Genomic DNA, 16,439 nt, shown 5'->3' on the forward strand with positions numbered 1-16,439 from the left:
GTAGGCACTCATGGCCCGCGTCCCGGCGGCCGGCCGGCCCTGCTGACGCCCTTGGCTTCCCGCCAGGGTGAATCGAGCCAGCCGAGCAGCCGCAGCGGAACGGCAACGTCGACGTCCACGATGTGCCCGGACGGCCCTATCCGGCGGCAGTCCTGTAGCGCGGCGCCGTGTTTGCGGGCGACTTCCGCCGCCCGCAAACACGGTTCGCCGCTGATCAGGCCGCGCGCGGCATCGGCAGCTGCCAGTGCGGCCAAGTCGGCCGTCTTCGCTGCCCGGGACGACGCCGCGCCTGCCTGCACCGCCATCGCCACGGCTGCCAGCAGCAGGCACAGCAGGATGGCGATCCCGGCCGCCAGGACCGTGCCTGCGCCGAGTTCCTTGCGGCACCCGGCAGCTCGACAGCCGATCAGCGCGCGGCTCATGGGACTGTCCCGTAGCCGGCGTGCGGCTCCGCCGGAGCCGAGGCCTCGGCGGTCAGCTTCCACCCACCGGCGCCGGCCCAGGGGCCGGGCACGGTTGTGCTGACCTCCACCGTGATCCACCCGCCCGTGTTCCCGGATGCCAGTACCGCCCGCGACCCGGCAATACGCCTGACGGCCGAGCCAGCATCGGCTCCGGACTCGCCCCGGGCAAGCTGGCGGGCCGCAGTCTGTGCCGCCTTCTCGAGCTGGAGCTGGGTTGATCCGGCCGTCGCTCCCGCCAGCAGCATGGCCAGCACCGCCACCACCGCCGGAAGTGCGATCGCTGTTTCGGCGGTCACCGAACCGCGTTCGCTGCAGACCTCCGTCGGCCGCGGCGGCTTCGCTGCCGGGCGGAATGCCCTGTGCATGCGCAGAGCCGAAAGCCGGACCATGGTGCTCACACTGCGGTCAGGGCGAGCTCAACGAGGTTCATCAGCAGCCCCCGCACTTCGCCGCTGCGCAGGATCAGCACCAGCAACCCGGCGAAGGCGACTGCTGCCAGCGTGGCGATGGCGTACTCGGCAGTGGCCATCCCCGCTTCGGACCCTGTCAGGTCCTGCCACCGGCGCTCCGCTTTTTCGGCGGGGGCGGCCGGAAACTCGATGATGTCCGCGTCCCGGCCGGCGGCCGGTTCCGGTTCCGCGGCAGTGCCTGCGGGGCGGGGTGCCAGGGATGGTGTTGGTGACATTTTTCCTCCTGTGGTTTGCCGCGGTGTTGCGGTATTCACGAGCTTTCCGGATGGGGCTCCGGACGATCAGTGGGCTCTTCGCCTAGGTGGATATCCGCCGCATCCGCCTCTGTTGTGGAGGATGACTCGCGCCGGTCAAAGCCGGGGCAGCAGCGAGATCAGGACCGGAACGATGCCGAGTGCGACAAAGGATGGAAGGGCGCACAGGCCCAGCGGCAGCACCAGCCGGGTGCCCAGGGCAGCCGCGCGGCGCTCGGCTTCCTGCTTGCGCCGCCGCCGGAGCTGTTCGGCCTGGGCATGGAGGATCTCGGCAGACGGCGCCCCGGTCGCCGCGCCGAAAGTCAGTGCCTCGCGGATCCGGGCCAGGCCTTCGTCGTCGCCTGCGAGCGCCCACGCGCTGCCCCATTCGGTACCCAGCTGCAGAGCCGCGGCAACCTTTTCCAGCCGTATTCGGCCGTCTCCTTCGGCCGCCCTAGCGAGCGTCCGTACCGCCGCCGGCAGCGAGGTGCCGGCCCGGAACATGGCGGCCAGTAGGTCCAGCATGAGCGCCGGATCGGGTAGCGGCGTACCGGCCCGGTCGCCTCCACCGAGACGCGATGGCGCCGCTCTGCTGCCTGTTTCAGGTCCGGACACGGGCCGGGGCGGGCCACCTGATCCCGGCGGGTCGAGCAGCAAGAAGCCGGCCAGGGCCAGCAGTGCCACCGCAAGTGCCGTCAGCATCCGGACTACTCCCGGGCCGCGGCGTTGACAAGCCGCACGGACCAGTGACGGCCGGCCGCCAGCAAGGCCACCCCGACGGCGAGAATAAGCCATCCCGAGGGTGACCCCAAGAGGATGCCCAGCGGATCAGCACCCATCGCCATACCCAGGCCAAGCCCGAGCAGCGGGAGCCAGCCCAGCAGCGTGGTCGTCGCCCGAGGTCCTGCGAGCGCGGTCCTGCGGGCGGCCGCCGCGTCGAGCTGGTGCTGCAGGTGGTGCGCATAGTTTTCCAGCAGCAGTGCCAGCGGCGCCCCCGTCTGTTCAGCTGCGTCCCAGCACGCGCCGAGATCCCGCCAGAGCCGCACGGTCATGGCGCTGGTCTCCGCTGGCATGCCCGCGGGAAGCTTGACGTGCCGCAGCGCGGCCGCAACGCTCAGTCCCAGCCCTGCGGCCTGGCTGGCGGCGCGGATTCCAGGCTGCAGCAGGGCGGAAAGCGCGGCCTGCCGCAGGGTCTCCGGGACGCCGGGATCCGGCCCGGCTGGACTAGCCGGTCCGTCGGCACCCGTACCGTAGATCCTGTCCGCTTCGGCCCACATCCGGGCGGGTATACTGCCCGAACGCAGCAATGCGGCCAGTTGCCGGACGAACATCGGCAGTTCGTGCAGGCAGTCCGCATAGGCCTTGCTGCCGGCGGCGCGCGTGCGGTTGCGCCGCCGCTGGTGCCTCCGGCGGCGGACGGAACCCTGCACGCGGAACAACAGGGCGGCCGCGAGGCACAGCAGGAAAACCGATAGCCCGCTCATGCCGCCTCAGCCGCCGGAAAGGAAAAGCCCCACCGGGACAGCCGTTCCCGCAGCGCGGTCCATCCCGGCCCCTGCCGCAGGACACCGCCGTCCATGGCCAGTGCAGGCACCGTCTCCAACGATCCCGCCGCCGTGCAGCGGATCAGGGCCAGCTCGGCGACTGCCCGGCCGCCCTCTGTCCGCTCCAGATGGATGACCAAGTCGAGGGCATTGCCGGCCTGCAAGGCCACTGCCTCCGGCGACAGCCCGGCGAGTGCGCCCATGGCCGCCAGGCGGGCCGGCACCCCGGCCGCGGAATTGGCGTGGACGGTGCCGCCGGCCCCGGCATGTCCGGTATTCATGGCAGCGAGAAAGTCGCGCACTTCGGCGCCGCGGCATTCTCCGACCACCAGCCGGTCCGGCCGCATCCGCAACGCCTGCCTAACCAGTTCGCCCAGGTCGACGGTGCCGCTGCCTTCCAGATTGCTGTGCCGGCTCTGCAGGCCGATGACGTGGGGATGATCGGGGTTCAGTTCGGCGGCATCCTCGACCAGGACCAGCCGCTCGTCGGCGGAGGCCAGCCCGAGCATCGCGGACAGCAGCGTGGTCTTGCCGGATCCGGTGGCGCCGCTGACCAGGAAACTCAGGCGGCTGCCCACGACGGCTTCCAGGTACGGGATCCAGGCCGGCGCCTGCCCGAGCAGTTCGGCGAGGGTGAAGACCCGCGGACGCCGGATCCTGATCGAGAGCAGTGTGCCCTGGGTGGAGACCGGCGGGAGGACCGCGTGGACGCGGTAGCCCTCCAGACGCACGTCCACGCAAGGGCTGCTGTCATCGAGCCGGCGTCCTCCGGCCGTCACCAGCCGGGCGGCCAGGGCCCGGACCTCGGCGTCGCTGGCGAACACCACGTCGCTCCGCCGCAGCCCTGCCGCCCCGTCCGTCCACACGTCATCCGGCCCGTTGACGAGGATGTCCGTGACCCCGCTTTCCTGTGCCAGACGCTGCAGCAGACCCAGGCCTCGCAGGTCCGCGTTGAGGGTCTCAACGGCCTCCAGCACGGCCGCCGCGCCAAGAACCTGGCCGCTCGTCTGGACGGCCGCCGCCACCCGGGCTCCGGTAACCGGGGACGGGTCCGCCAGCACTGCGTCACGGAAGGCGCTCAGGTCCAGCGGAGTTCCCAGTGAGGCCCTGGCGGCCCGGCGTCCATGCGTTCCTGTCCGAAAATCCACCGCTCAGCCCGCCCTCGTCCGGGCCGGCGAGATGGCAGGGCCTAGGCGCAGCAGCAAGCGGCGGACGCTGCGGTGCGCCCCTTTCTCCAGCAGCCTCCCGCGGTCCTGGGCGGCCGCCATCCCGTGCAGGCGCGGCAGGTAGCCGGCAAGTTCCACCCCGGCCTGTTCCGCGGCCAGGTCTTCATCCACGCCGGCCGGCAGCGGGCCGCGGACCACGGCGCTGGTTGGCACAGGACGCAGAAAGTCGGCCGCCGCGGCAGCTGCCGCGATCCCGCGGGTACCCGCCGGCATGAGCAGCACCGCCCGGTCCGCCACGGCGAGCCAACTGCCCGCTTCGGCGCGGACCCGGCCGGCGTCGACAATGACCAAGTCGAAACCGGCCGCCGCGCCCGTCATGACTTCGGACACGGCCTGCCTGGGAATGTCCACCGCTTCCCCGCCGCGGCCCCAGCCGAGCAGGGAAAAGCCTTGGGCGGCGGGCAGCGAGGCGCGTAACTGTGCGGGATTGACAGTGCCCCGCACCCCGGCCAGATCCGGCCAGCGCAGCCCCTCGGCGTGATCCCATCCCAGGCTGGCTTCCAGCCCTCCGCCCAGCTGATCCGTGTCCACCAGCAAGCTCGCGTAGCCTCGGGCGGCGGCATCCGCGGCGAGCCAGCAGGCCAGCGTTGAGCAGCCGATACCGCCGTTGGTTCCCAGGATCGCGACCACCGCGCCACGTGCGTCGCCGTGCCGGCTGCGGCTGAGGTACTCGGCCAGCCAGCCCGCGGCCTCGGGCAGCACAGCCACCCGATGGGCCGCGGCTTCAGCCGCCTGCTCCCACAAAAGGGTTGATTCGTCCGGGAACCCCGCGACGATCACGTCCGCCGCCAGCCGGGGCAATCTCGCGGCGGCGTCGCTGCCGAGCACCACCACGCTGCCTTCGGGAATGTGCCCGGCCTCCTCGACCTCGAGCAGGCGAACGTCCACGCCGGCCGCCGCCGCAACCCGTGCCACTTCGTCGCGCAGGCGCGCCGACGCCGTCACTAGCAGCACCTCGGCTCCGTCGTGCCGCGGTGTCCAATGCCGTGCCGCCAAACTTTCCGTCTGCATACGACCAACCTGCCCCTTCCGCGGGCGGCGACGAAACCGCCGATACGGCCGCTGTGGACGGCCGCGGCCTGTGGAGGACAAGCCGCAGGCCAACCGTGGGCGAAAATGGCTGGGTGTACATGGTTCTAGCGCCGGGATCCCCCGGCGACGTCGGCGCCGCCGGCGATGCCTCCTTCCTGCTGCAACGCGCGGACGCAACCGGCGCGCCCGCGGCGCCGGCCGCCGTCGTTAGTTCAGCGGACCTTCCCGCCGCCGTGGCGGCGCTGGAAGGGCCGTCCCTGCGCTGGGTCTGGGAGGGAACCCGCAGGACCTACCTGCCTCTGCTTCGTGCCGGGACCACTGTCGAACGCTGCCATGACCTGTCCCTGACCCGGGAACTGCTGGTCCTGTCGCAGTACGCGGCGGACACTCCCTACGTCCGGGCCCTGCGCGCCGACAGCGAGCGCCGGCCGGCGGGCCAGCCGCGCCAGGACGACGAACCGGACCAATTCACGCTCTTCGACCGGCAGCCGGCGTCAGCGACCATTGAATCGGTGCTGCTGGAACTGCAGGACCAGCTGGCCGCCGTCGCAGGTTCGCCTCGCTGGGAACGGCTCCAGCTCCTCGTGGCGGCCGAATCCGCGGGGGCACTGGTCGCCGCCGAAATGGAACGGGCCGGCCTGCCCTGGCGCCGCGACGTGCACGAAGAGATCCTCACCCGGCTGCTCGGCCCGCGCCCGCGGCCGGGCCAACGCCCGTCCCGGCTGGACCTGCTCGCCCGCGAGCTGTACCGGTTGCTCGGGGTTCCCGCGTTCAATCCGGATTCGCCCCAGGAGCTGCTGCGGGCCCTGCACCGTGCGGGCATCGAAGTCCGGAGCACACGCTCCTGGGGCTGCGGAACACGGCACCGGCGATCGGGCCGCTGCTGGAATACAAAAGCTCGCCCGGCTGGCCTCCGCCAACGGCTGGGAGTGGCTGGATTCCTGGGCCGGCGAGGACGGTTCCGGACCGAGTACGTGGTCGGCGGGGTCGTCACGGGGCGGTGGGCTTCGCGGGGCGGCGGGGCCTCAGATCCCGCAGCAGGTCCGGGACGCGGCCGCGCGGACGACGGCCACCGGCTGGTGGTGGCCGATGCTTCCCAGCTGGAGCCGCGCATCCTCGCCGCGCTGGCCGGGACGATGCGCTGGCGGCGGCCGCGCGTGGCAAAGATCTTTACCAGGGCATCGCCGATGCCGGCTTCGGCGGGGACCGGGCCAAGGCCAAGGTTGCCATGCTGGGCGCGATGTACGGGGCGACGACGGGCGAATCCGGCCGCCTGGTGCCGCAGCTCGCCCGGACGTATCCCCGGGCCCTCGCGACCGTTGAGCGTGCGGCCCGGGCCGGCGAGGCCGGCGAAGTCGTCAGCAGCCATCTGGGCCGGGGCTGCCCGGAGCCCCCGGCAGCGTGGCGGCGCGCCCAGCTCACCGCCACCGCGGAGGAACAGCGCCGGGCCGATGCGGCCGCGCGTAGCCGGGGCCGTTTCACGCGCAACTTCATCGTCCAGTCGACGGCGGCGGAGTGGGCCCTGTGCTGGCTGGCGGAAGTACGACGGCGGCTGCGCGCCTCCGCGGCGTCCGGCACCTTCATCGGGGAATTGGTGTTCTTCCTGCATGACGAAGTGGTCCTGCATGTGCGGCGGGACCAGGCCGACGCCGCCTGCGCCCTCGTGGCGGAGGCTGCCGCTGATGCCACCCGTTTGATGTTCGGGCGCATACCGGTCGAATTTCCCGTCAGCATCGCGTGCGTCGATTCCTATGCCGATGCCAAGTAGCGGCTTTTCCACAGCCCGCGGAGGGGCCGTGGCCGCCGGGGCCTGAGTCGCATAGCCTCGTCCCGAGCACGGCAGGGAAGGCCGGACGGCGGAGGAGGAAGGCCGGGCGGCGGAGGAGGAAGATGGCTGTTCTGACGATCGACATCGAGGCGCTGGGCGCGTCGGCCGCGTCGGCGGAGGGCGCCGCCGCGAATCTGGCCGCGTTGCGCCGGGACGCCGTCGGCAGGTCGGCCGCCGCTGCCGGCATGTCCGGCTGGGAAACCGAGGCCCTGGCATGGGGCGAGGCATACGATACCGCCGCGGCCGGCATCCTGACCGCACTGGACCAGCTGTCGGCAGCCTACGCCTCGGCCGGGTTCCATACCCGGGTAGCGGCATCGCTTTACGCCTTCACGGAGCAGTTGTCCGGCGGAGCGCCAGTGCCGTACGAAGTCCCGCCGGAACCGGTCGCCTGGGTGTGCGGGCCGCAGGCCGTTTCCGCGGTAGGGGGCCGGGTCCCGCTGATGCCGGAGTTCGGCCAGGTGGTCGCGGACGCCGCAGGCCGCGCCTGGCCGTCGGGCGATGCCTCGGCCATGCGTTCCACGGCCGCGGCCTGGTCCTACGTCGCGGCCGAACTCGAGGCGGAATCGGCCCGCGCTTTATCCTCGGCCACCTTGCCCCTCGCCGGCCAGCGGGCCGCGGACGTCGCCCTGCTCGAACAGCACCACGGGCAGCTCCACCGCAGTTGCCTGGACATCGCCGGGGCATGCCGTGCCCTCGCCGGCGATTGCGCGCACATGGCCGGAATGGTCGAGGACGCCCACGCCCAGCTTGCGACCGAAATCGAGTCCTTCGTGCGCGACGTCGCCGTGTCCGTCGGGGTCTCGGTCCTCGTGTCCGTGCTCAGCGCGGGAATCGGGGCCTTGCTCGCGAATGCCGCGGCGGCCGGCCGGCTCCTGACGGCGGTCCGGGTCTTCCAAGCGGTCACCGATCGTTTCGCCGCCGACGCCGGCATCGCGCGGCAGCTGCTGCGCACCTCCGGATCGGCGCTGGCCGGCAGCCTGCCGAAGAGCCTGCGGACCGCCGTCCTGCCGTTGGCCGACGGGATGCGGCAGCCGGTGATCCGGCTGCACGGCCTCAGCGGCCCCACGCCCGCAGGCCGCACCCTGGAGACGGCACGCACGGGCGGTGACTACGCCCTCTCCTTCGCCGCTTCGGGACCGGCCGGCATCCTGTCGCACGGACTGGCCAAGGCGGCCAAGACCGGCCTGGAACGGGCGGCGGGCGGCGCGGCCCACGGAGGCCCCGCAGGCTCGTCCTTCGCCTGGAGGGTCATCCACAACCTGGACTTCGGGTCGAGGTTTTCGATTGTCGCGGTGGGCGCCAGCCGGCAGCATGGCCGGGTCCAGGATGCCGGAGAAACAGCGTCGCCCAACGGATATCTCCGCGCGGCTGCTGCGCCCGCGCTCCCCTCGATCACGCCCGGAGCGCTCGTCATGCCGGCGCGGCTGCGGGTGAAGCTCGGCGCTACTCCCCGGCCGGTCGGGCGGGACGCAGCGGAGCAGGGATTTCTTGCGACGAATCCCAGGGCATCGTCCACCCCAAGTCGTCAAAAAGATGGCTCAGCAGGATCGCGGTGAAGCCCCAGACCGTCACCCCGTGGACCAGGAAGCAGGGGCTCTTGAAGACGTTGCCGCTACGCTCGACGACCGCCGTGCGCCGGTTCTTCGGGTCGAGCAGGTCGGCGACGGGGACCCGGAAGACCTGCGCCGATTCCGCGAAATCCACCACGGAGACGGGAGACGGCGAGGTCCACCACGCAAGGACGGGTGTCACGAGGAAATTGCTGACGGAGAGCGGGATCTCTGGCAGCGTGCCGAGGACTTCGACACCGCCGGCGTCCAGGCCGGTTTCCTCGACCGCTTCCCGAAGCGCGGCCGCCACCGGTCCGTCGTCGTCCGGGTCGATCCCCCCGCCGGGGAACGCTACCTGACCGGGATGGGAGGACAGCGTCGCCGCCCGTTCGATGAACAGCAGGTCGAGATCGTCCGGCACCACGGAGTGATGGAACTCGGCGGGCGTATCGTCCAGGGCTCCGAAGAGCATCAGGACGGCAGCCGTGCGGGCTTCGTCCTCGTCCAGCTCCACGTTGTACCAGCGTTCCCGGTCGCGGACCGACAGCCGTTCGTGGAACGGCACGCTCACCAGTTTTTCGAGATCCGCCTTGGCACTCATGCATCCAGCTTAAAACCGGCGGCGCGCAGTTCGGCCCGCGTCTGGCCTGCGCGCATGCGGGCCAGCAGCTCCTCCCGGCCGGGAGCCAGCTCGTACTTCAGGAGTTTGGCGGCCTTGTCCGGATCGACTTCCCCCTCACCGAAGGACGGGCAAAGGTCGGCCACGGCGCAGGCACCGCAGGCCGGCTTCTTCGCATGGCAGACCCTGCGGCCGTGGAACACCACGCGGTGGGACAGCATGGTCCAGTCCTTGGGCTCGAACAATTCGGCCACGTCGAACTCGACCTTGACCGCATCGGTGGAAGCCGTCCAGCCAAAGCGCCTGGCCAGGCGGCCGAAATGGGTATCCACCGTGATGCCCGGAATCCCGAAGGCGTTGCCCAGCACCACGTTCGCCGTCTTGCGGCCCACTCCTGCCAGGGTGATGAGGTCCTCGAGCCTGCCCGGGACCTCCCCGTTGTACTCGTCGACAATCCGGTTCGAGAGCGCCAGCAGGCTCTGGGCTTTCGCACGGAAGAACCCGGTGGGCCGGATCATCTCCTGCAGCTCCGCCTCATCCGCCTCGGCCATGGCCCTGGCATCCGGATAGCGTGCGAACAGGGCAGGAGTCGTCGCGTTCACGCGGACATCCGTCGTCTGCGCGGACAGGACCGTCGCGACGACCAGTTCGAAAGGGTTGCGGAAGTCCAGTTCCGCGACGGCGTAGGGGTACTGTTCGGCGAGGATCTTGTTGATCCGCCGCGCCCGCCGCTTGAGCGCCAGCGGAGTCTCTTCCGCGCCGGTCCTGCGCGGCCTGCGCGCAGCCTTCTCAGGCACGCTCAATGTTCGTCAGATCCCGCAGCACCCCGACGCGCCCGTCCGTGTGCTGGACCAGGAACTCATCGCCGCGGTCCTGCAGTGCCAGGATCCAGGCACCGGGTTCCAGGGTGAACGCCACCTGGCCGGTGTTCTCATCGAACACGGGGCGCGTCCGGCCCACGGCGAACCAGAACGCCTCGTACGTGACTTCCTCTTCCGGCTCTTCATAGTGTTCGCGCGTGGCGCTGATCGGCCCTGCGGAGGCCGTCCTGTTACCCGCAGCCACGGAGCCCATTGCTGCGGTCTTGGGGTACGACGCCGTTGCCTCCTCTGCGCGTTCTTCCCGCTGGGCGCGGTCCTGTTCTTGCGGGGCGCGGTCCGTCTCCGGAGCGGTCCGGCCGGTGGCTCCGGCCGCGGAGAGCGCAGCATCGGGCTGACCCTTGGCAGCGTCGGGGCCGCGTGAGCCGGCGCCCGCAATGCTGTTCGCCTCGGTCTTGGCTCCGAGTTCTGCGGGCGGCGTGGCCTCCTTGGCGGCCGCGGCCGAAGCAGCAGCGCTGCCCTGTCGGGCGGAACGTCCTGCGGCGGAGGCAACAGCCTCGTCGTCCGAGACCGGGATTCCCACGGCTTCGCCGTCGGCTGCACCCGGCGCCGCCTCATCGTCCGCTGCCGCGGCGGAGGTCTCTGCCGCCGGCCCCGTCGGCGCCGTCACCCCATGGGTCTTACCGGTGCGGCCTGCCGCACCGGCTCCCGAGATGCCTGACAAGCCGGAAGAGCCTGACGGGCGCGCCGTGCCGGCTCCGGCCGCGGCTCCGGTTGCTGCTCCGGTTGCACCGGTGCCGGGAGTGCCGGCCGAGGCTGCAGAGCCCGCCCCGGCTGCGGCAGCTCCGGCGGCTCCGGCGACTGCAGCTGCGGCCTTTGATCCCGCTGCCGGCGAGGGGCCGGAAGCAGCTTTGGACTCGCTCTTCGTCGGGACGGCGGTGCTGCCCTGCCGATCCCCGGCTCCGGGGCGTGACCCTTCGGCGGCGGATGCAAGGGCGCTGTGCCCCGCGGGCCCGCCGGCCGCATCTGCCGCTGCCGCCCCGGCTGAAGCACCGCCGGCTGCAGCGGCCTGGTCCGCCCGGGCTGCCGGAGCCGTGGCCGCCTTGGGCTTGGCCGTCTTCGGCCGCGGCTCGATGGCGTCGCGGGCCACCGGGTGCGCGGTGGTCTCCGGCCGTCCCACAAAGTCTGCCCGGAACTGCGGAATCCAACGCGCGCAGACAGTGGCGGCCAGCAGGCCCAGACCACCGACGAACCCGATGATGGACACGGGCTGAAGCCCCGATACCAGCTCCAGGAAGTAGTAGGCGGCGTTGAAGCACGCCACCACGGAGGCGAACTGGTCCACGGACAGGGATCCGATCCGCAGCTTGGTCTTCGGTGCCAGCCTCCGGATGGCGAACAGAACCAGCACGATGACCGGCAGCAGAATGCTGAGGCCGAGCTGGAAGAGACCTGCGGAGTTCCAGATGTTGAAAACAATTCCTCGGAACACCCCCGCGGGCAGTACCGACGCGAGGAACAGCAGGACTACGGCCAGCGCCACGGTGATGTCGCGCATCGTAAAGGGACCTGCCACCGCCTCTCCCACGCCGTCGCGGTTGGTCACGGCAGGATCAGTCATGGTCTATCTCCGTTCGTTTCGGCCACCAGTGCCAGCTGATTTCAGCGTAGTCAACGATGTGGGCCTTCACTAGCCGAACCGCGGCAGCGGACCGAACCCGATCTGACCGCTCGGCGCAGATTTGCAGCCTTTCACATCGTCGAATGTGACGCCGCACACTGGTGTCACAGGCAGGCGCTAGTGTGATAATCGACACGGATGGCAGCCGCTGCCATCGGCAGGCCATGCAAGCCGCAACACGAAAGGTCTTCGAATGTCTGAAGCCAACGGTGCCTCGTCCGCAGCCAAGAGCGATGCCCTGGAGAACCTCCTACAGGAAAACCGGAAGTTCGCACCCAGTGCGGAGTTCGCCGCGAACGCGGTCGTTCACGCCGATATCTACGCGGAAGCGGACGCCGACCGCGTGGCGTTCTGGGCCAAGCAGGCCCGCGAACTGCTGACCTGGGACAAGGACTTCACCCAGACCTTGGACTGGTCGGGCGCCCCCTTCGCGAAGTGGTTCGTCGGCGGCACCCTCAACGCTGCCTACAACGCGCTGGACCGCCATGTCGAGAACGGCCTGGGCGACCGGGTGGCCATCTACTTCGAGGGTGAGCCGGGCGACACCCGGACCTACACGTACGCGAAGCTGACCGAAGAGGTCAAGAAGGCCGCCAACGCCTTCGAGTCGCTCGGCGTGGCCAAGGGCGACCGGGTTGCCGTCTACCTCCCGATGATCCCCGAGGCCGTCATCACGATGCTGGCCTGCGCGCGGATCGGCGCGATCCACTCGGTCGTCTTCGGCGGGTTCTCCGCGGACGCCCTGCGCAGCCGCATCGACGATGCCGAGGCCAAGCTCGTCGTGACCGCGGACGGCACCTACCGCCGGGGCAAGCCGAGCCCGTTGAAGAACGCGGTGGACGCCGCGCTGGAGGCGGAAGGCCACAGCGTCGGCAACGTCGTCGTGGTCAAGCGCAACGGCGAAGCCGTGGACTGGCATGAGGGCCGCGACCAGTGGTGGGACGACGTGGTGGAGACCGCCTCGGCCGACCATACGCCAGTTCCCCACGACTCGGAGCACCCGCTCTTCATCCTCTACACCTCCGGCACCACGGGAAAGCCCAAGGGCATCCTGCACACCACCGGCGGCTTCCTCGCCCAGGGTGCGTTCACCCACAAGGCGACCTTCGACCTGCACCCGGAGACGGACGTCTACTGGTGCACCGCGGACATCGGCTGGGTCACCGGCCACACGTACGTCACCTACGCCCCGCTGATCAACGGAGCCACCCAACTGATGTACGAGGGCACGCCCGACACCCCGCACCAGGGCCGCTGGTGGGAACTGGTGGAGAAGTACAAGGTGTCCATCATGTACACCGCCCCGACGGCCATCCGCACCATGATGAAGTGGGGCGAGGACATCCCGGCCAAGTTCGACCTGTCCTCCATCCGCGTCCTCGGCTCGGTCGGCGAGCCGATCAACCCCGAGGCCTGGATGTGGTACCGCCGCGTCATCGGTTCGGACAAGGCCCCCATCGTCGATACCTGGTGGCAGACCGAAACCGGCGCCCACATGATCGCCCCGATGCCGGGGGTCACCGAGACGAAGCCGGGCTCGGCGCAGGTCGCGGTTCCGGGCATCGCCGTCGACGTCGTGGACGAACTGGGCGAGCCGGTGCCCAACGGACACGGCGGCTACCTCGTCGTGCGCGAGCCGTGGCCCGCGATGCTGCGCGGCATCTGGGGCGACCCGGAACGCTACAAGGACACCTACTGGTCCCGGTTCGACAACATGTACTTCGCCGGGGACGGCGCCAAGAAGGACGACGACGGGGACATCTGGCTGCTGGGCCGGGTCGACGACGTGATGAACGTCTCCGGGCACCGGCTCTCCACCACCGAGATCGAATCCGCCCTGGTGAGCCACCCGTCGGTCGCCGAGGCCGCCGTCGTCGGCGCCGCGGATGACACGACCGGCGAGGCCGTCGTGGCGTTCGTGATCCTGCGCGGCAGCGCCGCGGAGGACCCGGAGATCGTGACAACGCTGCGCAACCACGTCGGCAAGGAGATCGGCCCGATCGCCAAGCCCCGCCAGATCCTGGTCGTGCCGGAGCTGCCCAAGACCCGGTCGGGCAAGATCATGCGCCGCCTGCTCAAGGACATCGCCGAAGGGCGCGAGGCAGGTGACGCGAGCACCCTGGCGGACAACACCGTCATGCAGCAGATCGCCACCTCGCTCAAGGGCTGATCCTCCAGCACCATCCGCACGGGGGCGCCGCAGCACAGCTGCGGCGCCCCCGTGCGTGTCGGGGCGGCGTAGCGAACCTCCGGCCGGACATGCAGGTGCGGCATAGTGGAACCATGACCGATCCCGCCGGCGGCAGCAGCCGCAAACTCCTGATCCTCAATGGCCCCAACCTCAACCTGCTCGGCACCCGGGAACCGCACATCTACGGCGCCGACACGCTGGCCGACGTCGAAAAACTCGCCGCAGACGCGGCGGAAACGCGGGGCATGACCGTGGAGTGCTTCCAGTCAAATCACGAAGGCGCCCTGATCGACGCCGTACACGCGGCCCGGGGCACCGCCGCGGGCATCGTCATCAATCCCGGCGGCTTCACGCACACCTCCGTCGCGTTGCGCGATGCCCTCTCGGGCGTCGACCTGCCCGTCGTCGAGGTCCACATCAGCAACGTCCACCGCCGCGAGGAATTCCGCCACCATTCCTACATCTCCGGCATTGCCGAGGCCGTGATCGCCGGCGCCGGCATCAGCGGCTACCGGTTCGCGATCGAACTGCTCGCGGACCGGGTCTAGGAAACCTGCCCCGGCCTGTCCGGCCCGGGCTGCCCGGCCGGGGCAGTGCCCGGATGCTGCCCGGTTACGTCCGGACGCCGCGGAAGCGCTCCGCTACTTCCGGACGCACTGCCCGGCCGCCACGGTTTCCTGGTAAACCATCGATTCGTCGATCACCGGCCGGATCTCCGCCAGCGACAGGGCATAGCCGACCGGAACGTCGTCGGTGGCCTTGGCAAACACCATGCCGGAGATCCGGCCTTCGTCGTCCAGCAGCGGACCGCCGGAATTACCCTGCTCCACGTTGGCGGCCAGGGTGTACACCTCGAGTTTCGAGGGCTCGGCGCCGTAGATGTTTTGCACCAGCACGGTCGACTTACCCTGGACCGTGGCCGGGTGGCTCTGGAAGGGCCCGCCGGCCGGATACCCGTGGAACGCCGCGAGGGCACCGTTCGGCAGCACGTCCCCGATAGCGAGGGGCTGCAACTGAAGGTCCTCCACCGCCAGCACGGCGATGTCACGCTGCGGATCGAAGTGCACCACCCGGGCGGGCAGCACGCGCCCGTCCGGAATCTCGACGATCGGCTCGTTTACGCCGGCGACAACGTGGGCGTTGGTCATCACCCGGTCCGGCGCGATGACGAACCCGGAGCCGGTCTGGTTCTGGCCGCACTGGAACGCTGTGCCGGCGATCTTCAGGACGGACGCGGCGGCCTGGTTGAGCGCGGGGGTGTCCACGCTGGCGTCGGGAACGGGTGCCGGGGTCGCCGGTGCGGCCTGGTCCGTCACCATCGGGATACCGTCCTGGACGGCGATCGACCGGGCCTGCGCCAGCCAGGTCTTGACCGGATTCGGCGTCACCGAGTCGATCGTCTGGATGACCTTGGAGGCGGCGATCTGCTGGGAGACGAAAGGGATGCCCAGCGCGCCGATGCTGAAGGCCAGCATGGACATCACGAGCGCTGCCACGGCCAGGTTCGCCGCCCCGCCCAGCAGCCGGTCCACCGGCCTGACCGTGGGGAAGTCGATCCGCCCGCGGATGGCGCGGCCGATGCCGGATCCGATCGCATGCCCGAGGATGACCAGCAGGATTGCCCCCGCGATGATGGCCGTCAGCCGCCAGGCCGGGTCGGGCACCCACATGCTCACGTACGGAATGGCGAGGAAGGCTGCGATCGCGCCGAGGATGAAGCCGACGATTCCGCCCAGGGTCACGAAGAACCCCTTGCGCAGGCCCGCAATGAGGTAGGAAAGCAGGATCAGGATCAGGACGACGTCGAGAACCGTCAGGCCGAATAGCAAGCTGTCTCCATCGATGGCCGGGGGTTTATGCACAAGTCTAATATCCGAGGCTGGGAATATGCCCGGGGCCGGACTGGTTAAGCGCTACGGCACCCCTGCCGTGGGCTCTCGAGTGGAGGGGCATCCCGTTGTCTCTGAGCGAAATCGCCCTGTGGAAGATGTCACATCGACTGCTCATGCGGCAGAATGGTAGGCAGTGCCGCAGCTGGCTCTGTTCCAGCTGCCAAGCAAAATGACTGAATCAGGAGACTAAATGGACATCGAGATACTTCGCCGCGCACCTCTTTTCGCTTCCCTCGACGACGACGTTTTTGCCGCGCTGACGGATGAGCTGACAGAGGTTGACCTCTCGCGTGGTGCCTCGGTGTTCCGTGAAGGTGACCAGGGCGACCAGTTGTACTTCATCGTTTCCGGCAAGATCAAGCTCGGCCGCACCGCCTCGGACGGCCGCGAGAACCTGGTGGCCATCCTCGGCCCGGGCGAGCTCTTCGGCGAGATGGCCCTGTTCGATCCCAGCCCCCGTTCCACCTCAGCCACGGCCGTTTCCGAGACGCGCCTGGCCGGCCTGAAGAACGAGAACCTGCGCGGCCTGCTGGAGACCCGTCCCGAGGTTTCCGCCCAGCTGCTGCAGGCCCTGGCCCGCCGGCTCCGCCGCACCAACGACTCGCTGGCCGACCTGGTCTTCTCCGACGTTCCCGGCCGCGTGGCCAAGGCACTGCTCGACCTGGCGGACCGCTTCGGCCGCCCGGCGACCGACGGCATCCTGGTCGCCCACGAGCTGACCCAGGAAGAACTGGCCCAGCTCGTCGGCGCCTCCCGCGAAACGGTGAACAAGGCCCTGGCCGAGTTCGTCCAGCGCGGCTGGGTCCGGCTCGAGGCCCGCGCGGTCGTGATCCTGGACATCCAGCGGCTGCGTCAGCGTTCCCGCTAAACCGGCTTAACGACGACGGC

The 16,439-nt window shown here is 70.2% G+C and carries 17 protein-coding genes; 5 read left to right on the top strand and 12 right to left on the bottom strand.

The window, feature by feature from the left end; all coding sequences use genetic code 11:
* Positions 1-8: 8 nt before the first annotated feature.
* The 8 genes from OC550_RS03740 to OC550_RS03775 all read right to left on the bottom strand — a co-directional run bounded on the left by OC550_RS03740 (position 9) and on the right by OC550_RS03775 (position 5,781).
* Positions 9-422: an Rv3654c family TadE-like protein gene (locus tag OC550_RS03740; RefSeq protein WP_262103962.1), complete on the bottom strand. Its 414-nt coding sequence runs from the start codon at positions 420-422 to the stop codon at positions 9-11.
* Positions 419-829, bottom strand: a complete 411-nt coding sequence (locus tag OC550_RS03745) for a TadE family protein (RefSeq protein ID WP_262103963.1) — start codon at positions 827-829, stop codon at positions 419-421. The genes OC550_RS03740 and OC550_RS03745 overlap by 4 nt, the downstream gene beginning before the upstream one ends.
* 29 nt (positions 830-858) lie before the next feature.
* Positions 859-1,149, bottom strand: a complete 291-nt coding sequence (locus OC550_RS03750; protein WP_262103964.1) for a DUF4244 domain-containing protein — start codon at positions 1,147-1,149, stop codon at positions 859-861.
* A 135-nt stretch (positions 1,150-1,284) separates the two neighbouring features.
* Positions 1,285-1,869, bottom strand: coding sequence for a type II secretion system F family protein (locus tag OC550_RS03755; protein WP_262103965.1), 585 nt, complete (start codon positions 1,867-1,869; stop codon positions 1,285-1,287).
* 5 nt (positions 1,870-1,874) lie between these two features.
* The gene (locus OC550_RS03760) at positions 1,875-2,651 is read right to left on the bottom strand and encodes a hypothetical protein (RefSeq protein WP_262103966.1); all 777 of its coding nucleotides are present in this window, start codon (positions 2,649-2,651) and stop codon (positions 1,875-1,877) included.
* On the bottom strand, positions 2,648-3,799 hold the full coding sequence (locus OC550_RS03765; RefSeq protein ID WP_262106241.1) for a TadA family conjugal transfer-associated ATPase: 1,152 nt from the start codon (positions 3,797-3,799) through the stop codon (positions 2,648-2,650). The genes OC550_RS03760 and OC550_RS03765 overlap by 4 nt, the downstream gene beginning before the upstream one ends.
* 63 nt (positions 3,800-3,862) lie before the next feature.
* Positions 3,863-4,948 carry a septum site-determining protein Ssd gene (gene ssd / locus OC550_RS03770; RefSeq protein ID WP_262103967.1) on the bottom strand — a complete coding sequence of 362 codons (1,086 nt, stop codon included), beginning with the start codon at positions 4,946-4,948 and terminating at the stop codon, positions 3,863-3,865.
* A gap of 515 nt (positions 4,949-5,463) precedes the next feature.
* Entirely contained in the window at positions 5,464-5,781 is a 318-nt protein-coding gene (locus OC550_RS03775) for a hypothetical protein (RefSeq protein WP_262103968.1), read from the bottom strand.
* A gap of 416 nt (positions 5,782-6,197) precedes the next feature.
* Between OC550_RS03775 and OC550_RS03780 the strand changes: the two genes are divergently transcribed.
* Together OC550_RS03780 and OC550_RS03785 are read left to right on the top strand one after the other, a co-directional pair.
* Complete coding sequence (locus OC550_RS03780) at positions 6,198-6,737, top strand: DNA polymerase (RefSeq protein WP_368736934.1); 540 nt, start codon at positions 6,198-6,200, stop codon at positions 6,735-6,737.
* Positions 6,738-6,859: 122 nt separating this feature from the next.
* The gene (locus tag OC550_RS03785) at positions 6,860-8,356 is read left to right on the top strand and encodes a hypothetical protein (RefSeq protein WP_262103970.1); all 1,497 of its coding nucleotides are present in this window, start codon (positions 6,860-6,862) and stop codon (positions 8,354-8,356) included.
* On the opposite strand, the gene OC550_RS03790 is transcribed toward OC550_RS03785, so the two are convergent.
* From OC550_RS03790 to OC550_RS03800, 3 genes are read right to left on the bottom strand one after another with little or no spacing between them, the layout of a single operon-like run.
* Positions 8,244-8,951, bottom strand: coding sequence for a CoA pyrophosphatase (locus OC550_RS03790; protein ID WP_262103971.1), 708 nt, complete (start codon positions 8,949-8,951; stop codon positions 8,244-8,246). The genes OC550_RS03785 and OC550_RS03790 overlap by 113 nt on opposite strands.
* Positions 8,948-9,772 carry an endonuclease III gene (gene nth, locus OC550_RS03795; RefSeq protein WP_262103972.1) on the bottom strand — a complete coding sequence of 275 codons (825 nt, stop codon included), beginning with the start codon at positions 9,770-9,772 and terminating at the stop codon, positions 8,948-8,950. Before nth ends, OC550_RS03790 begins: the two co-directional genes overlap by 4 nt.
* Positions 9,759-11,408 carry a hypothetical protein gene (locus tag OC550_RS03800; RefSeq protein WP_262103973.1) on the bottom strand — a complete coding sequence of 550 codons (1,650 nt, stop codon included), beginning with the start codon at positions 11,406-11,408 and terminating at the stop codon, positions 9,759-9,761. The genes nth and OC550_RS03800 overlap by 14 nt, the downstream gene beginning before the upstream one ends.
* Before the next feature lie 253 nt (positions 11,409-11,661).
* On the opposite strand from OC550_RS03800, the gene acs reads away from it, so the two are divergent.
* Together acs and aroQ are read left to right on the top strand one after the other, a co-directional pair.
* The gene (gene acs, locus OC550_RS03805) at positions 11,662-13,638 is read left to right on the top strand and encodes an acetate--CoA ligase (RefSeq protein ID WP_262103974.1); all 1,977 of its coding nucleotides are present in this window, start codon (positions 11,662-11,664) and stop codon (positions 13,636-13,638) included.
* Between the two features lie 113 nt (positions 13,639-13,751).
* Entirely contained in the window at positions 13,752-14,207 is a 456-nt protein-coding gene (gene aroQ, locus OC550_RS03810; protein WP_262103975.1) for a type II 3-dehydroquinate dehydratase, read from the top strand.
* Between the two features lie 93 nt (positions 14,208-14,300).
* Here the strand turns inward: aroQ and OC550_RS03815 are convergent, their stop codons facing one another.
* Positions 14,301-15,488 carry a MarP family serine protease gene (locus tag OC550_RS03815; protein ID WP_262103976.1) on the bottom strand — a complete coding sequence of 396 codons (1,188 nt, stop codon included), beginning with the start codon at positions 15,486-15,488 and terminating at the stop codon, positions 14,301-14,303.
* 253 nt (positions 15,489-15,741) lie between these two features.
* Here OC550_RS03815 and OC550_RS03820 point away from each other — a divergent pair, with 253 nt between their 5' ends.
* A complete protein-coding gene (locus OC550_RS03820; RefSeq protein WP_262103977.1) occupies positions 15,742-16,419 on the top strand; it encodes a Crp/Fnr family transcriptional regulator in 678 nt (225 codons plus the stop codon).
* Positions 16,420-16,439: the final 20 nt, after the last annotated feature.

The organism is Arthrobacter sp. Marseille-P9274 (genome assembly GCF_946892675.1).
Classification (GTDB): domain Bacteria; phylum Actinomycetota; class Actinomycetes; order Actinomycetales; family Micrococcaceae; genus Crystallibacter.

Excerpts from the sequence above, each read along its gene's own strand:
- aroQ (WP_262103975.1), top strand. The coding sequence starts at position 13,752 with ATGACCGATCCCGCCGGCGGCAGCAGCCGCAAACTCCTGATCCTCAAT.
- OC550_RS03745 (WP_262103963.1), bottom strand. The coding sequence starts at position 829 with ATGCACAGGGCATTCCGCCCGGCAGCGAAGCCGCCGCGGCCGACGGAG.
- OC550_RS03820 (WP_262103977.1), top strand. The coding sequence starts at position 15,742 with ATGGACATCGAGATACTTCGCCGCGCACCTCTTTTCGCTTCCCTCGAC.
- acs (WP_262103974.1), top strand. The coding sequence starts at position 11,662 with ATGTCTGAAGCCAACGGTGCCTCGTCCGCAGCCAAGAGCGATGCCCTG.
- OC550_RS03740 (WP_262103962.1), bottom strand. The coding sequence starts at position 422 with ATGAGCCGCGCGCTGATCGGCTGTCGAGCTGCCGGGTGCCGCAAGGAA.
- OC550_RS03755 (WP_262103965.1), bottom strand. The coding sequence starts at position 1,869 with ATGCTGACGGCACTTGCGGTGGCACTGCTGGCCCTGGCCGGCTTCTTG.
- OC550_RS03800 (WP_262103973.1), bottom strand. The coding sequence starts at position 11,408 with ATGACTGATCCTGCCGTGACCAACCGCGACGGCGTGGGAGAGGCGGTG.
- OC550_RS03790 (WP_262103971.1), bottom strand. The coding sequence starts at position 8,951 with ATGAGTGCCAAGGCGGATCTCGAAAAACTGGTGAGCGTGCCGTTCCAC.
- OC550_RS03780 (WP_368736934.1), top strand. The coding sequence starts at position 6,198 with ATGCTGGGCGCGATGTACGGGGCGACGACGGGCGAATCCGGCCGCCTG.
- ssd (WP_262103967.1), bottom strand. The coding sequence starts at position 4,948 with ATGCAGACGGAAAGTTTGGCGGCACGGCATTGGACACCGCGGCACGAC.
- OC550_RS03760 (WP_262103966.1), bottom strand. The coding sequence starts at position 2,651 with ATGAGCGGGCTATCGGTTTTCCTGCTGTGCCTCGCGGCCGCCCTGTTG.
- OC550_RS03750 (WP_262103964.1), bottom strand. The coding sequence starts at position 1,149 with ATGTCACCAACACCATCCCTGGCACCCCGCCCCGCAGGCACTGCCGCG.
- OC550_RS03785 (WP_262103970.1), top strand. The coding sequence starts at position 6,860 with ATGGCTGTTCTGACGATCGACATCGAGGCGCTGGGCGCGTCGGCCGCG.